This window comes from Streptococcus suis (assembly GCF_024509555.1).
Taxonomy (GTDB): Bacteria; Bacillota; Bacilli; order Lactobacillales; family Streptococcaceae; genus Streptococcus; species Streptococcus suis_AD.
Window position 1 is genome coordinate 15939 of sequence record NZ_JAMWEL010000021.1, and the last position, 21140, is coordinate 37078.

General features: G+C 43.1%; 14 protein-coding genes, 10 tRNA genes, 1 rRNA gene and 1 pseudogene. 5 read left to right on the top strand and 21 right to left on the bottom strand.

Annotated elements, in window-relative coordinates; translation table 11 throughout:
* Positions 1 to 13 precede the first annotated feature (13 nt).
* Complete coding sequence (locus NF418_RS08625) at positions 14 to 964, top strand: S66 family peptidase (protein WP_105107915.1); 951 nt, start codon at positions 14 to 16, stop codon at positions 962 to 964.
* Between the two features lie 125 nt (positions 965 to 1089).
* On the opposite strand, the gene NF418_RS08630 is transcribed toward NF418_RS08625, so the two are convergent.
* The 4 genes from NF418_RS08630 to pbp1b all read right to left on the bottom strand — a co-directional run bounded on the left by NF418_RS08630 (position 1090) and on the right by pbp1b (position 11853).
* On the bottom strand, positions 1090 to 1455 hold the full coding sequence (locus NF418_RS08630; protein WP_105107914.1) for a DUF1033 family protein: 366 nt from the start codon (positions 1453 to 1455) through the stop codon (positions 1090 to 1092).
* A 148-nt stretch (positions 1456 to 1603) separates the two neighbouring features.
* On the bottom strand, positions 1604 to 5251 hold the full coding sequence (rpoC, locus tag NF418_RS08635; RefSeq protein ID WP_256779253.1) for a DNA-directed RNA polymerase subunit beta': 3648 nt from the start codon (positions 5249 to 5251) through the stop codon (positions 1604 to 1606).
* 181 nt (positions 5252 to 5432) lie between these two features.
* Entirely contained in the window at positions 5433 to 9005 is a 3573-nt protein-coding gene (rpoB, locus tag NF418_RS08640) for a DNA-directed RNA polymerase subunit beta (RefSeq protein ID WP_256779254.1), read from the bottom strand.
* Between the two features lie 451 nt (positions 9006 to 9456).
* The gene (pbp1b, locus tag NF418_RS08645) at positions 9457 to 11853 is read right to left on the bottom strand and encodes a penicillin-binding protein PBP1B (protein WP_256779255.1); all 2397 of its coding nucleotides are present in this window, start codon (positions 11851 to 11853) and stop codon (positions 9457 to 9459) included.
* Between the two features lie 121 nt (positions 11854 to 11974).
* Between pbp1b and tyrS the strand changes: the two genes are divergently transcribed.
* Positions 11975 to 13231 carry a tyrosine--tRNA ligase gene (gene tyrS, locus NF418_RS08650; RefSeq protein WP_256779256.1) on the top strand — a complete coding sequence of 419 codons (1257 nt, stop codon included), beginning with the start codon at positions 11975 to 11977 and terminating at the stop codon, positions 13229 to 13231.
* 56 nt (positions 13232 to 13287) lie between these two features.
* Positions 13288 to 13665, top strand: coding sequence for an HIT family protein (locus NF418_RS08655; RefSeq protein WP_256779258.1), 378 nt, complete (start codon positions 13288 to 13290; stop codon positions 13663 to 13665).
* A 27-nt stretch (positions 13666 to 13692) separates the two neighbouring features.
* Here NF418_RS08655 and NF418_RS08660 read toward each other — a convergent pair whose 3' ends face one another.
* The 6 genes from NF418_RS08660 to NF418_RS08685 form a co-directional block, all read right to left on the bottom strand.
* On the bottom strand, positions 13693 to 13902 hold the full coding sequence (locus NF418_RS08660; RefSeq protein WP_256779259.1) for a heavy-metal-associated domain-containing protein: 210 nt from the start codon (positions 13900 to 13902) through the stop codon (positions 13693 to 13695).
* Positions 13899 to 14345 (bottom strand): CopY/TcrY family copper transport repressor, encoded by a 447-nt coding sequence (locus tag NF418_RS08665; RefSeq protein ID WP_256779260.1) that lies wholly within the window; start codon positions 14343 to 14345, stop codon positions 13899 to 13901. Before NF418_RS08665 ends, NF418_RS08660 begins: the two co-directional genes overlap by 4 nt.
* 99 nt (positions 14346 to 14444) lie before the next feature.
* Positions 14445 to 15953, bottom strand: coding sequence for a metal ABC transporter solute-binding protein, Zn/Mn family (locus tag NF418_RS08670; RefSeq protein WP_256779262.1), 1509 nt, complete (start codon positions 15951 to 15953; stop codon positions 14445 to 14447).
* An 8-nt stretch (positions 15954 to 15961) separates the two neighbouring features.
* A complete protein-coding gene (locus NF418_RS08675; protein WP_172053611.1) occupies positions 15962 to 16774 on the bottom strand; it encodes a metal ABC transporter permease in 813 nt (270 codons plus the stop codon).
* Entirely contained in the window at positions 16767 to 17477 is a 711-nt protein-coding gene (locus NF418_RS08680) for a metal ABC transporter ATP-binding protein (protein ID WP_256779264.1), read from the bottom strand. Before NF418_RS08680 ends, NF418_RS08675 begins: the two co-directional genes overlap by 8 nt.
* The gene (locus tag NF418_RS08685; RefSeq protein ID WP_172053609.1) at positions 17477 to 17920 is read right to left on the bottom strand and encodes a zinc-dependent MarR family transcriptional regulator; all 444 of its coding nucleotides are present in this window, start codon (positions 17918 to 17920) and stop codon (positions 17477 to 17479) included. The genes NF418_RS08680 and NF418_RS08685 overlap by 1 nt, the downstream gene beginning before the upstream one ends.
* A 551-nt stretch (positions 17921 to 18471) precedes the next feature.
* Here NF418_RS08685 and NF418_RS08690 point away from each other — a divergent pair.
* Positions 18472 to 18738, top strand: coding sequence for a transposase (locus NF418_RS08690; RefSeq protein ID WP_373325957.1), 267 nt, complete (start codon positions 18472 to 18474; stop codon positions 18736 to 18738).
* Between the two features lie 68 nt (positions 18739 to 18806).
* Positions 18807 to 20117, top strand: a pseudogene (locus NF418_RS08695) (transposase).
* Positions 20118 to 20161: 44 nt separating this feature from the next.
* Here NF418_RS08695 and NF418_RS08700 read toward each other — a convergent pair.
* The 11 genes from NF418_RS08700 to rrf form a co-directional block, all read right to left on the bottom strand.
* Positions 20162 to 20245: transfer RNA gene (locus NF418_RS08700), tRNA-Leu, on the bottom strand.
* An 11-nt stretch (positions 20246 to 20256) separates the two neighbouring features.
* Positions 20257 to 20328, bottom strand: a tRNA-Gln gene (locus NF418_RS08705).
* A 10-nt stretch (positions 20329 to 20338) separates the two neighbouring features.
* Positions 20339 to 20411 (bottom strand) — tRNA-His (locus tag NF418_RS08710).
* A 6-nt stretch (positions 20412 to 20417) separates the two neighbouring features.
* Positions 20418 to 20488 (bottom strand) — tRNA-Trp (locus NF418_RS08715).
* A 7-nt stretch (positions 20489 to 20495) separates the two neighbouring features.
* Positions 20496 to 20576 (bottom strand) — tRNA-Tyr (locus tag NF418_RS08720).
* Between the two features lie 15 nt (positions 20577 to 20591).
* Positions 20592 to 20664: transfer RNA gene (locus tag NF418_RS08725), tRNA-Phe, on the bottom strand.
* Positions 20665 to 20667: 3 nt separating this feature from the next.
* Positions 20668 to 20741 (bottom strand) — tRNA-Met (locus tag NF418_RS08730).
* A 9-nt stretch (positions 20742 to 20750) separates the two neighbouring features.
* Positions 20751 to 20840 (bottom strand) — tRNA-Ser (locus NF418_RS08735).
* Between the two features lie 5 nt (positions 20841 to 20845).
* Positions 20846 to 20917 (bottom strand) — tRNA-Glu (locus tag NF418_RS08740).
* 20 nt (positions 20918 to 20937) lie between these two features.
* A tRNA-Asn gene (locus tag NF418_RS08745) sits at positions 20938 to 21010 on the bottom strand.
* 5 nt (positions 21011 to 21015) lie between these two features.
* A 5S ribosomal RNA gene (gene rrf, locus NF418_RS08750) occupies positions 21016 to 21131 on the bottom strand.
* Positions 21132 to 21140: the final 9 nt, after the last annotated feature.

A 21140-nucleotide genomic window follows, 5' to 3' on the forward strand; every position in this document is an offset into this window, starting at 1 on the left:
CTTGGAGGTTCTTATGAAAAGATTAAAAAAAGGCGACCACATACGCGTAGTCAGTCCCTCTTCATCTATTGAAAGAATTGGTGGTTTTGAAGCCAATCTTGCCGCCAAGGAAAAATTGGAAGAACTGGGCTTCAAACTCTCTTTCTCAGAACATTATTTTGAAAACGATATTTTCGATTCGGCTCCGATTGCCAGTCGTGTTGCGGACTTGGAAGCAGCCTTTGCGGATGAGTCGGTCGATGCCATTCTGACAACCATTGGCGGTTTCAACTCTAACGAACTGCTACCTTATCTGGATTTTGACCTAATCGCCTGCCATCCGAAAATGTTCTGCGGCTATTCGGATACGACTGCCCTGCTCAATGCCATCTACGCCAAGACAGGCATGCCAACCTACATGGGTCCAGCTTATTCAAGCTTTAAAATGGTGCAAGCCCAACAGTATCAAACAGAAGCCTGGCTCAAGGCTGTGACACAAGATTCCTATGAACTGACCCCGAGTCCAGAATGGTCTAGCGATGCCTGGTACCTACCAGACGCCCCTCGCACCTTTTACCCAACAGAGTGGAAAATCTACAATCCAGGCAAGGCCTCTGGTATTGCCATCGGCGGAAACATTTCAACCCTCAACCTACTGACTGGGACAGAGTTTGCTCCCAGACCAGACAACTATATTCTTTTTTTAGAAGAGGCGGAAGACGACGATTATCTCATTATCTCTCGTCATTTGACAGCTCTTCTACAAGCTTACCCCAATCCACAGGCTCTTGTCCTGGGTCGTTTTCCTAAGGAAACCAAGATGACCGAGGAGATTTTACTGGCGATTTTGGACAAGCACCCTATTCTCAAAAAAGTTCCTGTTCTCTATGATTTGGACTTTGCCCATACCCAGCCTCTGTTTACCATTACCATCGGTGGACAGCTAGAACTTGATGCCGAAGCCTTTTCTATCAGATTCAGCTAAAAAGGACCTGTTGGGGTCCTGATTCGCCATCTGGTTTTCAAGCTCATGAAAAATGGTCTCAGCGCCATTACTCACTCTCTAATTTCTTGGCTCGTGAACAAAGGACCCGTTGGGTCCTTTATTTTCTATTCATTTACACAATTAGTTTGTTTTAATTTACAAGGACGTAGGCGGGGTTGTGTAGACTGCTTGATAAATCCAGCAGGTAAATTTTCTCTCGCTTCTACCAACATCAGCGAATGATACCGCTGCAAATATTCATCGCATTCCTCACACCAATGCTGGTCTGATTCGTCCCAAAAGGCTACCATTGTGCCATTTTTACTCTGCTTTTTAGGGAATTTTTCGGACAACCGTACCCATTCCTTCTGAAATGCTTTTAAGGCATCTTCATAACGGTCAAAGGCTACCTTACTAACAATATCTTCTTCCCAACCATCTAAAAACCACCAGGGCTCAAAATCTCCACACATTTTAATAACTTGATACATAACACATACTTCCTTTTTCGTACACATTATACCGAATTCGTCTGATTTAAGAAAACATTCTGCTTGTTAATTCCTTATCAAGTTATGTGAGCGCTTTATTTCTGAACACAAGAAAACACATCCCTCAGAAAGAGATGTGTCTAAAATCTTATTCAGTTACAGCTTCAAGCTCTGCTTCTGCTGCAAGTTCTTCAGCAACGGTGTCTTCAATGATTTCAACTTCATTGATAGCTTGTGGTTCAAGATTACGGTAGCGGGCCATACCTGTACCTGCTGGGATAATCTTACCAATAATAACGTTTTCTTTAAGACCAAGAAGGTTATCACGTTTACCACGAATGGCTGCATCTGTAAGGACACGTGTTGTTTCCTGGAAGGATGCGGCAGACAAGAATGAGTTGGTTTCAAGGGAAGCCTTAGTGATACCCATAAGAACTGGACGAGCTGTTGCCGGAATACCACCTGCAATAACCACGTCAGCATTGGCATCTGTAAAGTCTGTGATATCCATGAGGGTACCCATGAGGAGATCTGTGTCACCTGGATCCATGACACGAACTTTACGAAGCATTTGACGAACCATTACCTCGATGTGCTTGTCGCCGATTTCTACACCCTGGCTACGGTAAACTTTTTGAACTTCAGAAAGAAGGTAAGTTTCAACAGCCAAGACATCACGGACTTCGAGCAAGCGTTTTGGTTGGATAGAACCTTCGGTAAGGGCTGCTCCACGCGCAACTTGGTCACCCACTTCAACCTTCATACGGGCTGTAAATGGTACCACGTATTCACCTTCACCAGTCACACCTTTAACAAAGACTTTCTTAGTACGAGTAGAGGCATCTTCTTCAATGGCGATAACTTCACCTTTAACCTCTGTGATAACCGCTTCCCCTTTCGGATTGCGGGCTTCAAAGATCTCTTGGACACGAGGAAGACCCTGCGTGATATCGCTATTTGAGGCTACACCACCCGTGTGGAAGGTACGCATTGTAAGCTGTGTACCAGGTTCACCAATTGATTGGGCTGCAATTGTACCAACTGCTTCACCCACTTCAACCGCATCACCTGTTGCCAAGTTGATACCGTAACAATGACGGCAGACACCGTGACGAGTGTTACATGTAAATACGCTACGGATAGTTACTTGTTCAACACCTGCATTGACAATTTCACGGGCAATATCTTCAGTAATCAATTGGTTTGGACCAATGATGACTGCACCCGTTTCAGGATGTTTAACAGTTTTCTTAGTATAACGACCTTGCAAACGCTCTTCAAGTGGCTCGATCATTTCCTTGCCATCTGTGATAGAACGGATGTCAAGACCACGGTCAGTTCCACAGTCGTCTTCACGGATAATAACGTCTTGGGCAACGTCAACCAAACGACGAGTCAAGTAACCTGAGTCGGCTGTCTTCAAGGCCGTATCCGTCATACCCTTACGGGCACCGTGAGTTGAGAAGAACATTTCCAATACCGAAAGACCTTCACGGAAGTTAGACAAGATCGGCAATTCCATGATACGTCCGTTCGGAGCTGACATCAGACCACGCATACCGGCCAACTGGGAGAAGTTGGAAATGTTACCACGGGCACCAGAGTCCATCATCATAACGATAGGGTTCTTCGGATCTTGTTTTTCAACCAGGCGTTTTTCCAATTTTTCCTTAGCTGAACGCCATTCATCTGTAACAGCTGCATAACGCTCATCGTCAGTAATCATACCACGACGGAATTGTTTCTTGATTTGTTCTACACGTTCGTGAGATTCTTCGATGATTTCAGCCTTGTTGTCGATGACCGGAATATCGGCAATACCCACTGTCAAACCAGCAAGTGTTGAGTGATAGTAACCCAAGTCTTTCAAACGGTCAAGGAGGGCTGATGTTTCAGTTGTACGGAAACGCTTGAAGATTTCAGCGATGATGTTACCAAGATTTTTCTTCTTGAATGGTGGGTTGATTGGCAATTCTGCAATAGCAACCTTGATATCTGAACCTGGTTCCAAGAAGTATTTATCAGGAGTTCCTTCTGTCAAGTTAGCGTTGTTTGGCTCTTGTAAGTAAGGAAGTCCTTCAGGCATAATCGCGTTAAACAAGATTTTTCCGACAGTTGTCATCATAATCTTGTGTTTTTGGTTGTCTTTCCAAGGTTTATCGAGGCTATCTGTTGCGATACCTACACGAGTATGCAAGTGAACATAGCCATTGCGGTGTGCCATAACAGCTTCATCCGCATCCTTGAAGACCATACCTTCACCTTCACGACCAGCATCTTCCATGGTCAAGTAGTAGTTACCCAAAACCATATCCTGAGACGGTGTTACAACTGGTTTACCATCTTTAGGGTTAAGGATGTGTTCTGCCGCGAGCATAAGGATACGTGCTTCTGCTTGAGCTTCTTCTGACAATGGAACGTGAATGGCCATCTGGTCACCGTCGAAGTCGGCGTTATAGGCTTCACAGACAAGCGGGTGTAAGCGAAGAGCCTTACCGTCGATCAGAACTGGCTCAAAAGCCTGGATCCCCAAACGGTGAAGGGTAGGTGCGCGGTTCAAAAGAACTGGGTGTTCTTTGATCACTTCTTCCAAGATATCCCAGATACGATCATCCCCACGTTCAATCAAACGTTTTGCAGCTTTGACGTTACCAGCAATATCACGGGCAACGATTTCGCGCATGACAAACGGTTTGAAGAGCTCGATAGCCATTTCGCGGGGCACACCACATTGGTACATTTTAAGCGTTGGACCAACGGCGATAACAGAACGGCCAGAGAAGTCAACACGCTTACCAAGCAAGTTTTGACGGAAACGTCCTTGCTTACCTTTAAGCATGTGGCTGAGTGATTTGAGCGGACGGCTACCTGGTCCTGTGATTGGACGACCACGGCGACCGTTGTCAATCAAAGCATCTACAGCTTCTTGGAGCATCCGTTTTTCGTTTTGTACGATGATACCTGGAGCGTTCAGTTCCAAGAGACGAGCCAAACGGTTGTTACGGTTGATAACACGGCGGTAGAGTTCGTTCAAGTCAGACGCCGCAAAACGGCCACCATCCAACTGAACCATCGGACGCAAATCTGGTGGAATAACTGGAAGGATATTGAGAATCATCCACTCGGGCTTGTTACCAGATTTATAGAAAGCATCCAATACATCCAAGCGACGAACTGCTTTAATGCGTTTTTGACCAGAAGCTGTTTTCAATTCTTCTTTCAAAGCTGCGATTTCTTTTGGAAGATCAACTTGCTTCAAGAGGTCTTGAATGGCTTCTGCACCCATTTTGGCAACGAATGAACCATAGCCATATTCACGCAAACGCTCACGATATTCACGCTCTGTCATGATAGACTTGTGCTCAAGCGGTGTATCTTTTGGATCGATGACCACATAAGCTGCGAAGTAAATAACTTCTTCAAGCGCACGTGGGCTCATATCCAAGGTCAGGCCCATACGACTTGGAATGCCTTTGAAATACCAAATGTGTGAAATGGGTGCTTTCAACTCAATGTGTCCCATACGTTCACGACGGACTTTTGCACGAGTTACTTCCACACCACAGCGGTCACAAGTGATCCCTTTATAACGGATACGCTTGTATTTACCACATGAACACTCCCAGTCTTTTGTTGGACCAAAGATGACTTCGTCAAAAAGTCCATCACGTTCTGGTTTGAGTGTACGATAGTTGATTGTTTCAGGTTTTTTAACCTCACCGTAAGACCATGAACGAACCTTACTTGGTGAAGCTAACGTGATTTGCATACTTTTAAATCGATTTACGTCAACCACTAATAATCCCTTTCTTTTCTTGTGAGAGGCTGGATTTCCACACCTCAAATTCTTGAATTATCTACATAAGGTAGGAGGAATAACCATTTCATTACTCTTCCATAAATCAAACGGATAAAGTCAGCCAGTCCTTGTCCTAATTATCACTAGAACAAGGACCAACTTGTTCCATCCATTCTAATTATTCTTTGCCTTCTGCTTCTTCTGCTGCAAAGGCTGCGGCTGCGTCAGCTGCGGCTTTTGCACGTGCTTTTTCAAGATCATCTACGTGGATGATGTCATCATCTTCACCTTCATCAAGGTCACGCAATTCTACTTCATTGTTGTCTTCATCAAGGACACGCATATCCAAACCAAGTGATTGCAATTCTTTGACAAGAACGCGGAAGGATTCTGGAACACCTGGTTTTGGAATTGGTTTACCTTTGGTGATGGCTTCATAGGCTTTCAGACGGCCTGTCACATCATCTGACTTATAAGTCAAGATTTCTTGAAGGACGTTTGAAGCACCGTAGGCTTCAAGGGCCCAAACCTCCATCTCACCGAAACGCTGACCACCAAACTGAGCCTTACCTCCGAGTGGCTGTTGGGTAACGAGTGAGTATGGTCCGACTGAACGGGCGTGAAGCTTATCATCAACCATGTGGTGAAGCTTGATCATGTACATGACACCGACAGACACACGGTTATCAAATGGCTCACCTGTACGTCCATCGTAAAGAATGGTCTTGGCATCTGAATCCATACCTGCTTCTTTAACAGTTGACCAGAGGTCTTCTGAACTTGCACCATCGAAAACTGGTGTTGCAATATGGATACCCAAGTTGCGAGCCGCCATACCCAAGTGAAGTTCCATAACCTGACCGATGTTCATACGTGATGGCACCCCAAGTGGGTTCAACATGATGTCAACTGGCGTTCCGTCTGGAAGATATGGCATATCCTCAACAGGTACAATACGTGAAACGACACCCTTGTTACCGTGACGACCGGCCATCTTATCTCCGACCTTGATCTTACGTTTTTGAGCGATGTAAACACGAACCAACATGTTAACACCTGATTGCAATTCATCACCGTTGGCACGGGTAAAGATTTTCACATCACGAACGACACCATCGGCACCGTGAGGTACACGAAGAGATGTATCACGAACTTCACGTGACTTATCACCGAAGATAGCGTGCAAGAGACGTTCTTCAGCAGAAAGATCTTTTTCACCTTTTGGAGTGACTTTACCAACAAGAATGTCGCCTTCTTTAACTTCGGCACCAATACGGATAATACCCATTTCGTCCAAGTTGCGAAGAGCATCTTCACCAACGTTTGGAATTTCGCGAGTGATTTCTTCAGGGCCTAACTTAGTATCGCGGGTTTCTGATTCGTATTCTTCCAAATGAACAGATGTATAGACATCGTCTTTCACAAGGCGTTCAGACATGATAACCGCATCCTCGAAGTTGTAACCTTCCCAGGTCATGTAGGCAACGATAGGGTTTTGACCAAGAGCCATTTCCCCACGTTCCATAGAAGGACCATCTGCGATAAAATCACCTTTTTCTACAACATCACCCAATTTAACAAGGGTACGTTGGTTGTAGGCTGTACCTGAGTTTGAACGACGGAATTTCTGAATGCTGTAAACATCCAAGGAGCCATCTTCACGACGAACCTCAACTTTTTCTGCATCCGCGTAAACAACCTTACCATCGTGTTGAGCAATAACTGCCGCACCTGAGTCATGGGCAGCCTGATATTCCATACCAGTACCAACGTAAGGTGCTTTTGGATCAATCAATGGAACAGCCTGACGTTGCATGTTGGCACCCATGAGGGCACGGTTGGAGTCATCGTTTTCCAAGAAAGGAATACACGCTGTCGCAACGGCAACTACCTGTTTTGGAGAAACATCCATGAAGTCTGCTGAATCAGCTGGGAATTCCTGGTTGTTACCTTGGTGACGACCCATAACAATCTTGTCGATGAAACGGTTGTTTTCATCAAGTGGCGATGTAGATTGAGCCACGATGTAAGCATCTTCTTCATCGGCAGTCAACCAAACAATTTCGTTTGTAACTGTACCAGTTGCACGGTCAATCTTACGGTATGGTGTTTGAATGAAACCATACTTGTTGAGGTGACCATAAGAAGACAAGTTATTGATCAAACCGATGTTAGGTCCTTCAGGCGTTTCAATCGGACACATACGACCATAATGAGTGTAGTGAACGTCTCGAACCTCATAGCCAGCACGGTCACGAGTCAAACCACCCGGTCCCAAGGCTGACAAACGGCGTTTGTGAGACAACTCAGAAAGTGGGTTGTGTTGGTCCATGAACTGTGACAACTGAGATGAACCAAAGAATTCTTTGATTGCGGCTGTAACAGGACGGATATTGATGATTTGTTGTGGCGTCAATACTTCATTGTCTTGAACAGACATACGCTCACGCAAGTTACGTTCCATACGGGTCAAACCGATACGTACTTGATTGGCAAGCAATTCACCAACGGCACGAATACGACGGTTACCCAAGTGGTCAATATCATCTACACGACCAAGTCCTTCAGCCAAGTTGAGGAAGTAGCTCATCTCAGCCAAGATATCTGCTGGTGTAACAATACGCACATTTTCAGCTGGATTGGCATTACCAATCACAGTGACTACACGTTCTGGATCCTTAGGAGCTACAATCTTGAATTTCTGCAAGAGAACTGGCTCAAGAAGAACAGCGTTGTCATTTGGAATGTATTCTACCAAGTTGAGCTCATCGAATTGTGCTTCTACTTTTTCAAGCACATCACGGCTCAAGACAGTACCAGCTTCCAAGACGATTTCGCCTGTCTCACCGTTAATCACATGCTCAGCAAGTGTTTGGTTGAGCAAACGAGTACGGAGATTGAGTTTCTTATTGATCTTGTAACGACCAACAGGTGCCAAGTCGTAGCGACGAGGGTCAAAGAAACGAGCTGTCAAAAGGCTACGAGAACTTTCAGCTGTCTTTGGTTCACCTGGACGAAGACGCTCATAGATTTCCTTGAGGGCTTCATCTGTACGAGAATCCGCTGGATTTTTATGAATATCTTTCTCAATAGTGTTGCGGACCAATTCGCTATCACCAAAGATATCGAAGATTTCATCATCACCTGAGAAACCAAGCGCACGTACTAGCGTTGTGAACGGAATCTTACGCGTACGGTCAATACGAGTGTAGGCAATGTCTTTTGAATCTGTTTCCAATTCCAACCAAGCTCCACGGTTAGGGATAACCGTTGAACCATAACCTACTTTACCGTTCTTATCTACTTTATCATTGAAGTAGACACCTGGTGAACGAACCAACTGAGAAACGATGATACGCTCTGCACCGTTGATGATGAAGGTACCCATTTCAGTCATGATTGGAAACTCACCGAAGAAAACTTCCTGAGTTTTAATCTCACCAGTTTCCTTATTCACAAGACGGAAAGTTACATAAATTGGAGCTGAGTAGTTAGCATCGTGTGCACGCGCCTCTTCCAAAGTATATTTTGGTTGCTTCAACTCATAACCCACAAATTCCAATTCCATGGTATCTGTAAAGTTTGAAACTGGAAGTACATCTTCAAAGACCTCTTTCAAACCATAATCAAGAAAATCTTTAAATGAATCCGTTTGGATTTCAATCAAATTTGGTAAATCAAGAACTTCCTTGATTCTTGAAAAACTACGACGGGTACGGTGCTTACCGTACTGAACTTCATGTCCTGCCAAAAGTTTTCTCCTTTGTAATAAGATACGAGACCGTGAAAACCAAAGTGAAAATAAGCGGTAAGTCCGAAATCTTTGATTTCGTTGACGCACCCTCGTCAGAACGACTAGGACTTTCTTGACGAATAGTCGAAGAAAGGCCAGGCGTTTACGACGTTGAGTGTGACAAACCAAAGTAAACATTTCATACACTTTTTCACACAGGTTTTAGGTCGAGTTCAATTATAAACAGCCATCAAATGACCAACACTTGCCCTTTTTCTGAATATTTAGAATTTTTAAGAATAAGTAACAATTCTCAATATAATCCCTCATAGACACAAAAAGAGCAGCTAAATCTTCCTTATAAAAAGTTTGATTTAACTGCTGCAAGTCTTATTTGGACAATATTTCAAACAAGACACACGACAAATTATTTATAAAATTATATCACAATGCTCACAAAAATACAAGACTAATCATCATTATTTTGATTACTTGTCGTAGTTTGGGTTTCTGATTGACTTTGCCCAGATGAACTAGCACTTGTTCGACGGCTAGAGCTACTTGATGTTGTTTGTTGTGTTCCAAATACAGTACTCCATGCCTGAGCACGATCACTATCTGTGCCTCCTATCATGAAATTATAACTTGTCACAGGAGCGCCATTCTTAGCCCAGTAACTTGTCGTAGTCGCACCACCAACCGTTACTTGACGACCATTTACCTGCACAGTTCCTGCACGCTGACCTGTTGAAGTCACAACAGTAGAAGATATCACACTGCTATCTAATTCAAATCGACCAGTAAACAATTCCGGTGCCACCTGATAAATGGAATTAGATAAATAAGCAACATAGTGAGAATTATTGTTGTAACCAGCCATAACACTCATACCTGTGTTGTCATCATGTCCAGCCCAAGTTCCTAAGGTAATCTGCGGAGTAGACAACATCAACCACGCATCTGCTGCATCGCTACTAGTTCCGGTTTTACCTACGATGTCAGTTCCAGCCATAATCTGTGGATTTATTGACTGTATACGACTTGCATAACTAGTTGTTAAGCCGGAAGAAATAACTCCCTTCAAGAGTTGCATCATAATACTTGAAGTTGCTTTAGAATAAACCTGAACCGGTGCAGCCGTATGCTGATAGATGACCGTCCCGTCTGGAGTTGTAATATTTTCGACAATATAGTGTTTATTGTAAACTCCTCCATTTGCCAATGTCTGATAGGCATTCGTATTGGTTGCAACAGAAATATCAACACCCCCGCCAAGCGGAACGCTCTCAATATCATACATAGGAATATGGTAATTCATTTTCTCCATATACCCTTGAACATCCACACCCGATTGTTGCAATAACTTATAGGTCCAAAAAGCTGGGATATTCACAGATCGATTAAGGGCTGTCTGCAGGTCCATTTTCCCTGTCCCTCTGCTATTAACGTGCATAATCTGTTCTCCACTTGAGAAGGTAGTTGGATAATCAGATAATATACTTGCTGACCCCATCAATCCTTGATCAATAGCAATACTATAAGCCAAAATAGGTTTTATAGTAGAAGCCGGCGAACGCAATGTATTAAAAGCATGGTTATTTTGATTAAGAGAATAATCCCTACCACCAACAAAGCCTAAGACAGCCCCCGTCTTATTATCTAGAAGAACTGAACCTGTCTCAACTAAACCATTCCCCTCATCAAGTAAGTAACCATAGTTAGCCACTGCAACTTGCATAGCTTCATGGATCGCCTTATTGACTGTACTTTTAATTGTATAGCCACCTTGACTTAACTCTTGTTTGGCTAGCTCTTCATAAGCCTGTCTGGTCTCATCATTTTTCAAGTCACTTTCAGACACCTTGTCACGAGCAACAATGTAGTCAAACATAACTTGCTCTGCCTCTTCCATGACCTCATAATACAAATAATCCTTTGTATCGCCTGAAACTGGGGCTGGAGCTAAGAAATCTTGAGTAATGTCATAATTTTTGTAGGTTTCGTACTCTTCCTTGGTTAAGAAAGCTGCTCGATACATATTAAACAATACTGACTGATAACGTTCCAGACCGTAAACCATATTTTCTGGAGACTTCAATGTACCGTCTGAAGCATACGGAGAATAGATAATTGGACTCTGAGGTAAGCCAGCAATAAAAGCTGCCTGTGGAACGGTCACATCTTTAGCATTCTTCCCAAAAATACCTAGTGCTGCCTCTTCTACTCCAGCAATATTTAATCCTTGATTATTTCTGCCAAATGGAGAAACATTGAGATAGGTTGTCAGTATGTCATCCTTGCTCATATTACGCTCTAAGGCAAGTGCGGAAACAATTTCATTCGCTTTTCGAGTAAAGGTTGGTGCATCTCCAACGTACTGTTGCTTGATTAACTGCTGAGTTAAAGTAGATCCACCACTTGAGGAACCTAAGCCAACAGACCCCAAGGCTGCACGAAGAACCGCCTTAGGCACAACCCCATTATGACTTTCAAATGTCTCATCTTCCGTAGCAATAACTGCCTGTTTCAGATATTCTGAAATACCGTCTCTTTCAATGGGAGTACGTAACAAGTCCGAAGACACTTCAGATACCAAACTACCATCCGAGTATACAACTTGTGAAATACTACTCACTTCTGAAACTTTTTTTAGCAACTCTTCTGTATTTGGAACTTCAACCTTATCAAATAGACTAGTCACATAACCAATTCCAGCACCAGCTCCAAAAAGCCCAAATAGTAACAACATTAAAGCAACTGAATTTAGTAACAACTTTATTGTACGTAATAAAACACCAATAATCTCCCTAGGGACTATTAAAGATTTCTCTAATTTTCTTTTTTGCTTATCTGATTTAGTCGGCATAGTAACTCCTTATCTTTCCATTATACCAAATTTTGTTTATTTTCCACAATTTCATGGTATAATAAGGGAGAATTTTTATTGGTTAGATGTGGTTTTTATCGCATCATATAAGGAGAAACGCATGAACATTTTTGAAGAACTAAAAGCTCGCGGCTTGGTCTTTCAAACGACAGACGAAGAAGCCTTGGTAAAAGCATTGACAGAAGGGCAAGTATCTTACTACACAGGATACGATCCAACAGCAGATAGTTTACACTTGGGGCACTTGGTTGCTATCTTAACTAGCCGTCGCTTGCAGTTGGCAGGCCACAAGCCTTACGCCCTAGTTGGCGGTGCAACTGGTCTGATTGGCGACCCTTCCTTCAAGGATGCGGAGCGCAGCTTGCAAACCAAAGATACCGTGGACGGTTGGGTAACAAAAATCCAAGGTCAGCTCTCTCGCTTCTTGGATTTTGAAAATGGTGATAATAAGGCTGAAATGGTCAACAACTACGACTGGTTCTCAGGCATCAGCTTTATTGACTTCCTTCGTGATGTTGGTAAATACTACACGGTCAACTACATGATGAGTAAAGACTCTGTGAAAAAACGGATTGAAACAGGGATTTCCTACACCGAGTTTGCCTACCAAATCATGCAGGGCTATGACTTCTACGAACTCAATGACAAGCACAATGTAACCCTGCAAATCGGTGGTTCTGACCAGTGGGGCAACATGACTGCCGGTACTGAATTGCTCCGCCGCAAGGCTGACAAGTCTGGTCACGTCATGACTGTACCACTTATCACCGACTCGACAGGTAAGAAATTCGGCAAATCGGAAGGCAACGCCGTTTGGTTGGATGCCGACAAGACTTCCCCTTATGAAATGTACCAATTCTGGCTCAATGTCATGGACGATGATGCCGTTCGTTTCTTGAAAATCTTCACTTTCTTGTCATTGGATGAGATTGCTGAAATCGAGAAACAATTTGACGCAGCTCGTCATGAACGCTTGGCTCAGAAAATTTTGGCTAAGGAAGTGGTGACATTGGTACACGGTGAAGAAGCCTATAACCAAGCCCTTAACATCACCGAGCAATTGTTCGCAGGCAATATCAAAAACCTGTCCGCAAAAGAGCTCAAGCAGGGCCTCAGCAACGTTCCAAACTACGCTGTACAGGCTGAAGACAACCTTAACATCGTTGAACTCTTGGTTACCTCTGGTATTGTCAATTCAAAACGCCAGGCTCGTGAGGACGTATCAAATGGTGCCATCTATGTCAATGGTGAGCGTGTGCAAGACTTGGAGTATAGCCTTTCTGACAGCGACAAGATTGACGGCGAGCTGACCGTTATCCGCCGCGGGAAGAAAAAATATTCTGTTTTGACTTATTAGTGTTTTTCATGGAAATCCTATGTGATTTCCTTTTGCTCTATCAAAAGGAGGTAACTATGACCTGTATTTTTTGCCACCAACTCAAAGAAGAAGATATTCTCTACCAGACAGAGCATTTCAAGATAGTCTGGGACATTGACCCTATTCAAACTGGGCATCTGTTGATTATCAGTAAAGACCACTATGACACACTCAGTCAAGTCCCACCTACTGTTCGCTATGAGCTTTCGGACTTGGAAGTCTTTTTGACTGAAAAACTCTGTCAGGAATTAGCGATTGACGGTGTGACCATGGCTTGTAATGACCGCCTGTTTGATGCTGGCACCCATTTCCATGTCCACCTGATTCCACGCTTTCAATCAGACGGCTTCTGGGACCAAATTTCACTTGCACAAGTACAATTAGACCTGACTCATTTTCTCAAAGCATTATAAAAAGCAGCCCGACGGCTGCTTTTTCGCTTATATCAATTCTTCCACTTCATAGATTGTATCATCCAGCACCTCTTGGTACCGTTCCAAGTCATAGGCTACAGAGGTTTCCACCTCCGCCAACTGCCCTTCCAGCTGGATTTTCACCTCTTCCACCCCATCCAAGTCCAAGAGGTGATTGGTCACATGCTTGACACAGTTTTGACAAGACAGGTTTTTTAACTTCAAGATTTGTTTCATCGTAGTTCTCCTTTTTTATGATGCCCGCAGGTACATTGTCCCGCCAAGCACTGACAAGCGATTTGCTCAGGTGCAGTCCTTTGCAGCTGAGAAATTTTGCTAGCTAGATTTTCTAGGCTTTTTTGGGAAAATATCCCTGTGTCTAGCAGTTTTTCAACCAGTCTCCCCTGTTTTGTGGAACATATGGTAGCTAGTAAGAGCTCCACCTGCCCCTGCAAATGTTCTGCTTCACTGATCAGCGGATAATAGTGATACTTGCTAGTTTCCTTAGCCATTCTCAAATAATTTTTCTTCCGCAGCCGCCCCAAGAGTGTCTTAATGGTCGTCGCCTGCCAATCAAAACCCTCCTGCAAGGCCTGAATAATTTCCTGGGAAGTCGCACCAGGATGGGCCCACAGAACCCGCATGACCTGCCACTCCGCAGCAGAAATTGTCTGCTCCACACATTCACCTCCAATCACATTTCTACAATCAGTTTACATTTGTAGTCAAAAAATGTCAAGAAGAAAGACCGAGCAAGATACTCGGTCGATTTTCCTATGTTAGTGAGCCAGCATTTCCTGACCAATTTCCAAACCAGTCAAACCAACTGGATAGTAGGTCGGCCAGTTTTCCAATTCTTCCAAGAGTTTTTCTTGGCTCTCTCCACCAAAATAGATATGGAAATGGCCTGTCTTAACAGGTGCGATATTGTGGTCGCTGAATTGTACATACTTGTAGTCACCAGCATCGGCATCCGTTGCTTCAAATAAGAAACGAACCCCACGGTTACTTTTTTTATAAGTCAAAATTTCATAACCCACGTACTTATAGGTATACTTGTAAGACTTGTCTCCCACTACAAACTCCATGGTATTGTCAGTAATGTTGATTTGATCAACGTCTGTCTTGTAACCTGTGTCGTAGTATGCCCTATACTCTTCAGCTGTCATGCCTCCTTTGAGCTTAGCCTTGTAGTCCCAGACTTGGTCCAGCGTACCGTCTAGCAAGTAAGGATACACAGACTGCCACTCCCCGACATAATCTGACAAAGTGCGGTCTTTAACAGCAGAATCTTCAAAATAACCATTGTAAACCGTCTGAGCCGTCTCAGCACCCTCTTCTGGCAAGATTTCCACTCCTGCTTGGCTGGTTGTTTTTTCCAAAGCCGCCAAGTTTGCTTCCATGATGGAAATATAATCCTCACCACTATCCATAGCTTCTGTCGTTACACTCTCAAGCGTATCCAAAACGTCCAGTTCCACGCCAGTTTCTTTTGCCAAGGTTTCTGCCACTGCTGAAGAAGCATTTTCTTCAAAGTAGATGTACTTGATGCCATAGGTCTTGATGTATTCAGCCAATTCTGCCAAGCGAGTTGCCGTAGGCTCTTGGTCTGCAGAGACACCGGTGATGGATACTTGGTGCAAACCATAATCCAAAGCCAAATAAGCAAAGGCAGTGTGCTGGGTAACAAAGTATTTTTGCTTAGCAGCTGACAAGGTTTCTGTGTATTGAGAATGCAGAGCTTCTAGCTTTTCAATATAGGCTGCTGCATTTTCTTCAAAAGCAGCTTTTTTCTCAGGATACTGGGCAATCAAACCATCCCGAATGGTTTCTACCAAGGTAATGGAACGCTCTGGTGACAACCATACATGTGGGTCATATGCATGGTTATGTTCTTCCCCTTCAGCATGGTCATGTTCTTCTTCCTCGCTACCAGGCAAGAGCAACATTCCCTCCGTCGCCTTGATGACACCAACCGCTTCAGTATCAATACTGTCTAAAACATCTGGCACCCAAGTCTCCATATTTTCATTTTCATAGACAAAGGTATCCGCTTCTTGAATAACGGCAATGTCCTTGGCAGATGGCTCAAAGTCATGAACTTCTGTTCCCGCCTCAATCAACAAATCAACTGTGCCTTCCTCGCCTACTACCTGCTTGGTAAACTCATAAACAGGATAAAAGGTGGTCACGATGTTCAACTCATCATTTTGAGAAGCTGTGCTATTACCACAGGCAGACAAGGCGAAGAATGATAATCCCAAACCTAAAAGAGCTAATTTTTTCATAATTCCTCCTATTTTTTAAACTTGGCTACTAAATTCACCAATAAGAAAATACTAATAAAAATCAAGGTGATGCTGGCACTTGCAGGTGTTTCAGCATAGTAAGATGTCAACAAACCAGTGACCATTCCAAAGAAACCAATCGACATTCCGATCACAATCACCGACTTAAAATTTTTCCCTAGACGAAGCGCAATGGCTGCAGGCAAGACCATGATGGTCGATACCAAGAGGGCACCAGCCGCAGGAATCATCAGGGCAATGGCGACACCTGTCACCACATTAAAAGCAATAGACATGGCACGTACTGGTAATCCGTCAACAAAAGCCGTATCCTCGTCAAAAGTCAAGATATACATAGGACGCAGAAAGAGAAGGGTCAACAAGATAACCGCAACTGCAATGCCAAACAAAGCCCAGACCTGTTCCTGGCTAATAGTGACAATCGATCCAAATAGATATTGATCTAAACTCAAACTCGACTTACCGCCAGACTTATTCATAACAATAAGGGAAATAGCCAGACCTGTTGACATCAAAATAGCTGTACCGATTTCCATAAAGTTTTTATAGATCGTCCGCAAGTACTCAAGAAAGACTGCTGCCACAATCACAACAAGTAAGGTTGACACAGTTGGAGAAATCCCCAAAACCAAACCAAACGCCACACCTGCTAAGGAAACGTGACTAAGGGTATCTGACATCAAACTCTGTCTTCTGAGAATGAGAAAAACACCCAGGATTGGCGAAAACAAACTCATGGCAATAATTGCCAAAAAAGCCCGCTGCATGAAATCATACTGGAAAATAGACAGATCAAACATGGCCTACCTCCGATTCTAATTCCGCATCATGAACATTGAAACAGCGCCAAGGAGAAGCCTGATCACGAACCAAATGAATATTGCGATCTGCATACCGACTCAACTCATCAGGATCATGAGTAATCATCAAAACAGCCTTTCCATGCATCTTAGCAGAATGGTGCATAAGGCGGTAAAAATCGTCCTTGGTCCCACTATCCATTCCAGTGGTTGGCTCATCTAAGATGAAAATATCCGGATCAGATGCAAACATCCGAGCAATAACAGCCCGTTGCTTTTGTCCACCGCTCAGTGAACCCAGTTTTTTATCTCGATGATCCCACATACCAACCGATTCCAAACTCTTCTTCACATGTTCCTCATCGTGAGCTGTCAACCGTCTAAACCAACCCTGCCTTGGGTAACGCCCCGAACGAACAAATTCCAAAACAGTACTTGGAAAACCAGCATTAAAGCTAGCAATCTGCTGTGGAAGATAGGCCATCCGCAATTTCTTACCCGAAATACTCTTATCAGAAATCACAACAGAGCCAGACAAGGGTTTCAAAATTCCCAGCGTCGCACGAATCAAAGTCGACTTTGCTGCTCCATTCTCCCCAGTAAGTGTTACAAATTCTCCACTATCCAAGTGATAATAAATGTGCTCTAAGACCGGTTCTTGTTCATATGAAAAAGACAAGTCTTCAACAGTGATATATCTCATTACTTTTTAATTTTCCCAACTAAATCAGTCAAAAAACGACCAATAATCTCTTGTTCCTCTTGGCTATATGCAGCCAATACTTCGTCATAAGTAGCAATAGTCAATTCATGATGATGCGCATGTTCTAAAGCAATTGGCTTGGCCTTATCAGTCAACTGATACCGAATGATACGTGCATCCTTTTCATCCCGCATCCCCATCAACATATCTTTTGCCAACAAAGATTTAACAGCCTTGGTAATAGCAGCCTGGCTAACCCCTAATTCCTTAGCAATCTCAGAACTAGTATATGACTTATTCTCAATCAACATCAAGATATGTTCCTGTGTATTAGTCAGCGTTTCTTGACTCTGGCAAGCCCCAACCAAAATTTCCAAATGATTTTCAGAACTCAGGATAATCTCCTGTAATTTGAGTTCTATAAAATGTGCAAGCTTACTCATAGATGTTTCCTTAATCGATTAATTGTTAACTTGTTAAGTATATCATAAAATCCAAAATTGTCAAATTATGATAGACTTTTTTCAAGTAACTCTATCATACAAAAGTGATAATATCTTTATTAGGTCGAATTTGAATATGTCCAGTATATTATACTGATGAGGGAAAAAAATTAATACTATACAAAAAACAAAAATAGATATCTCGTGCCCATCGCCTATTAACTATTGACTTTAAATCAGTGTCATGTAAACTTTGAATGATTACTTTCAGACTATCCATCACCTCTTCCAAGGTCTTTAGTGCTAAATCATTGAAATCACAATTACGAATTTCCACCCAAACATATTCATTTAGATTCATATCTGTTGTACAAAGAGGTATGCAAACAAACTCAATATTTGTCGGTATTTCTAAGTCTTCGATTTATGCCAAATGTTATTGTCCATCACCAAAACAATGTAGTTATCAGAGTATTCTAAGGATAAGTGCTTCAAAAACTCCTTCATACAATCTGAATTAGAAGCGACAGCAATCAAAAAAACATACTAAGATTAGTAGTGAGGAAATCTCCGACGGGAGAAAGTATTCACTACTTTTTCTTTATGATAAAGTAAAGGTGTCTTGTCTAAAGGATAAAGACAAGGTTTTGAATGCCCTAGAATTGCCTTATTTCAACGCCAAACTGGAAGCTACCAATAATCTCATCAAAGTCATTAAGAGAAATGCCTTTAGTTTCAGGAACTTTGAAAACTTTAAAAAACGGCTCTATAAGACTGTAGTGGGTAAATCCACTGTAGAGATTATGGAGCCTTTTTGAGTGTAGAAAAAAAGTCCCATATGACCTATAATGAAAAGCGACAAAACAACTCATTAGAAAGGGTTCATATGGAACAACTTTATCATGCAACAGAACTAATCGGAATCAAAGACAAAAACATCAAAATTCTCTTTGTTTTGAAACATCTGACCCATCTGGAAATTCGGGAAAAGCTAGATTACGAAAGTCCTGGTTGTTCTCATTGTCAAGGAAAATGTATCAAGCACGATTTTCAAAAGTCGTCAAAAATCCCTATTTTAGATTGTCAGGGGTTTCCAACCTTCCTCCTGCTTAAAAAACGCCGGTTTCAGTGCAAATCTTGCAAAAAAGTGACCGTAGCTGAGACAGCTCTAGTCAAGAAAAACTGTCAGATTTCCCAACCTATTTGGGAGAAAGTTACACAACTCCATACAGAAAATATGACCAATATAGCCATCGCTAGGAGACTACATGTCTCTGTGTCGGTCGTCCAGAGGAAACTGGTTCAGTTTCAATTTGAGCATGATTTTATGAAATTACCAAAAGTCTTAAGCTGGGATGAATTTAGTCGAAATAAGGGAAAACTAGCCTTTATTGCTCAGGATTTTGAGACAAGACGGATTGTGACCATTCTAGAAGACAACCGCCAAGTCACCTTCAAGAACTATTTCTACAAGTATCCTAGGGATGTCAGAGAGACTGTCAAGGTCGTAACCATGCTTTGGCTACAAAATAGCTAGTCCCTTCGCTTTCCTATCTCTAGACTCAGGCTGAAACAGTCTATTCCCAGACTGTTTCACTCCCAAAGGCTAAAATTGTCCTTGATAGATTTCACATTATCCAACACCTGAGCCGTGCTATGAACCGTATCCGTATTCAAATTATGAATCATTTCGTTAGAAAATCTCAAGAATACAGTTTCCAGAATCGCTACTGGAACTTCGCTCTCCTATTTCTAGGCTCAGGCTAAATCAGTCCACTGGACTGATTTACTCCAAAAAGATAGCCGTAAACTGTCACTGAATCACTTCTATACCCGCAATTTTGGGCAAACATTAACACCGAGAGAGGTTGTCCAGAAGACATTGGATTTCTCAGATGAATTGAAATTCTATTATGAACTCTTCCATTTCCAAGAGAAGAACTCGAACTATTTCTTCAAGATTCTAAAGAACAACATGAACATAGTCAATTCTGCCTTTAAGACTTTTCTAAAGTATAAAACTTATATCACAAACGCCATTGAGCTTCCCTATTCCAACGCTCAACTGGAAGTGACCAATAAACTCATCAAGGACATCAAGAGGCAGGCTTTCGGGTTTAGGAACTTTAAAACTAAGATTTACATTGCTTTGAATATTGAAAAAGAGAGAACGAATTTCGTTCTCTCTAGGTGTTAGCTTTTCGTCTACCCACTACAGTTGACAAAGAGCCTTTTAAACTATACCGGCGGCCGGGGTCGAACCGGCACGTCCTTGCGGACACTGGATTTTGAGTCCAGCGCGTCTGCCAATTCCGCCACGCCGGCTTATAGTTAAACTGGGGTAGCTGGATTCGAACCAACGCATGAGGGAGTCAAAGTCCCTTGCCTTACCGCTTGGCGATACCCCAATATAAAATAGGCGAGTGAGGGGAATCGAACCCCCGAATGTCAGAGCCACAATCTGATGTGTTAACCACTTCACCACACCCGCCATCAACACGGGCAGTAGGAATTGAACCCACACTGAAGGTTTTGGAGACCTTAGTTCTACCTTTAAACTATGCCCGTAAAGGTATGGAGAGAGAGGGATTCGAACCCCCGAACCCGAAGGAGCGGATTTACAGTCCGCCGCGTTTAGCCTCTTCGCTATCTCTCCAAAATATTAAGTTAATGGCGCGAGACGGAATCGAACCGCCGACACATGGAGCTTCAATCCATTGCTCTACCAACTGAGCTACCGAGCCATATTGCGGGAGCAGGATTTGAACCTACGACCTTCGGGTTATGAGCCCGACGAGCTACCTAGCTGCTCCATCCCGCGCTAATCAAAAGGAGGATGTGGGATTCGAACCCACGCACGCTTTTACACGCCTGACGGTTTTCAAGACCGTTCCCTTCAGCCGGACTTGGGTAATCCTCCAAAAATAGTCCGTACGGGATTCGAACCCGTGTTACCGCCGTGAAAAGGCGGTGTCTTAACCCCTTGACCAACGGACCATATTAAAGATTTCTCTTTACTCCGCCAACAGGGCTCGAACCTGTGACATCATGATTAACAGTCATGCGCTCTACCAACTGAGCTATGGCGGAATCTTGCTAAGCGACTACCGTATCTCACAGGGGGCAACCCCCAACTACTTCAGGCGTTCTAGGGCTTAACTTCTGTGTTCGGCATGGGAACAGGTGTATCTCCTAGGCTATCGTCACTTAACTAATGAGT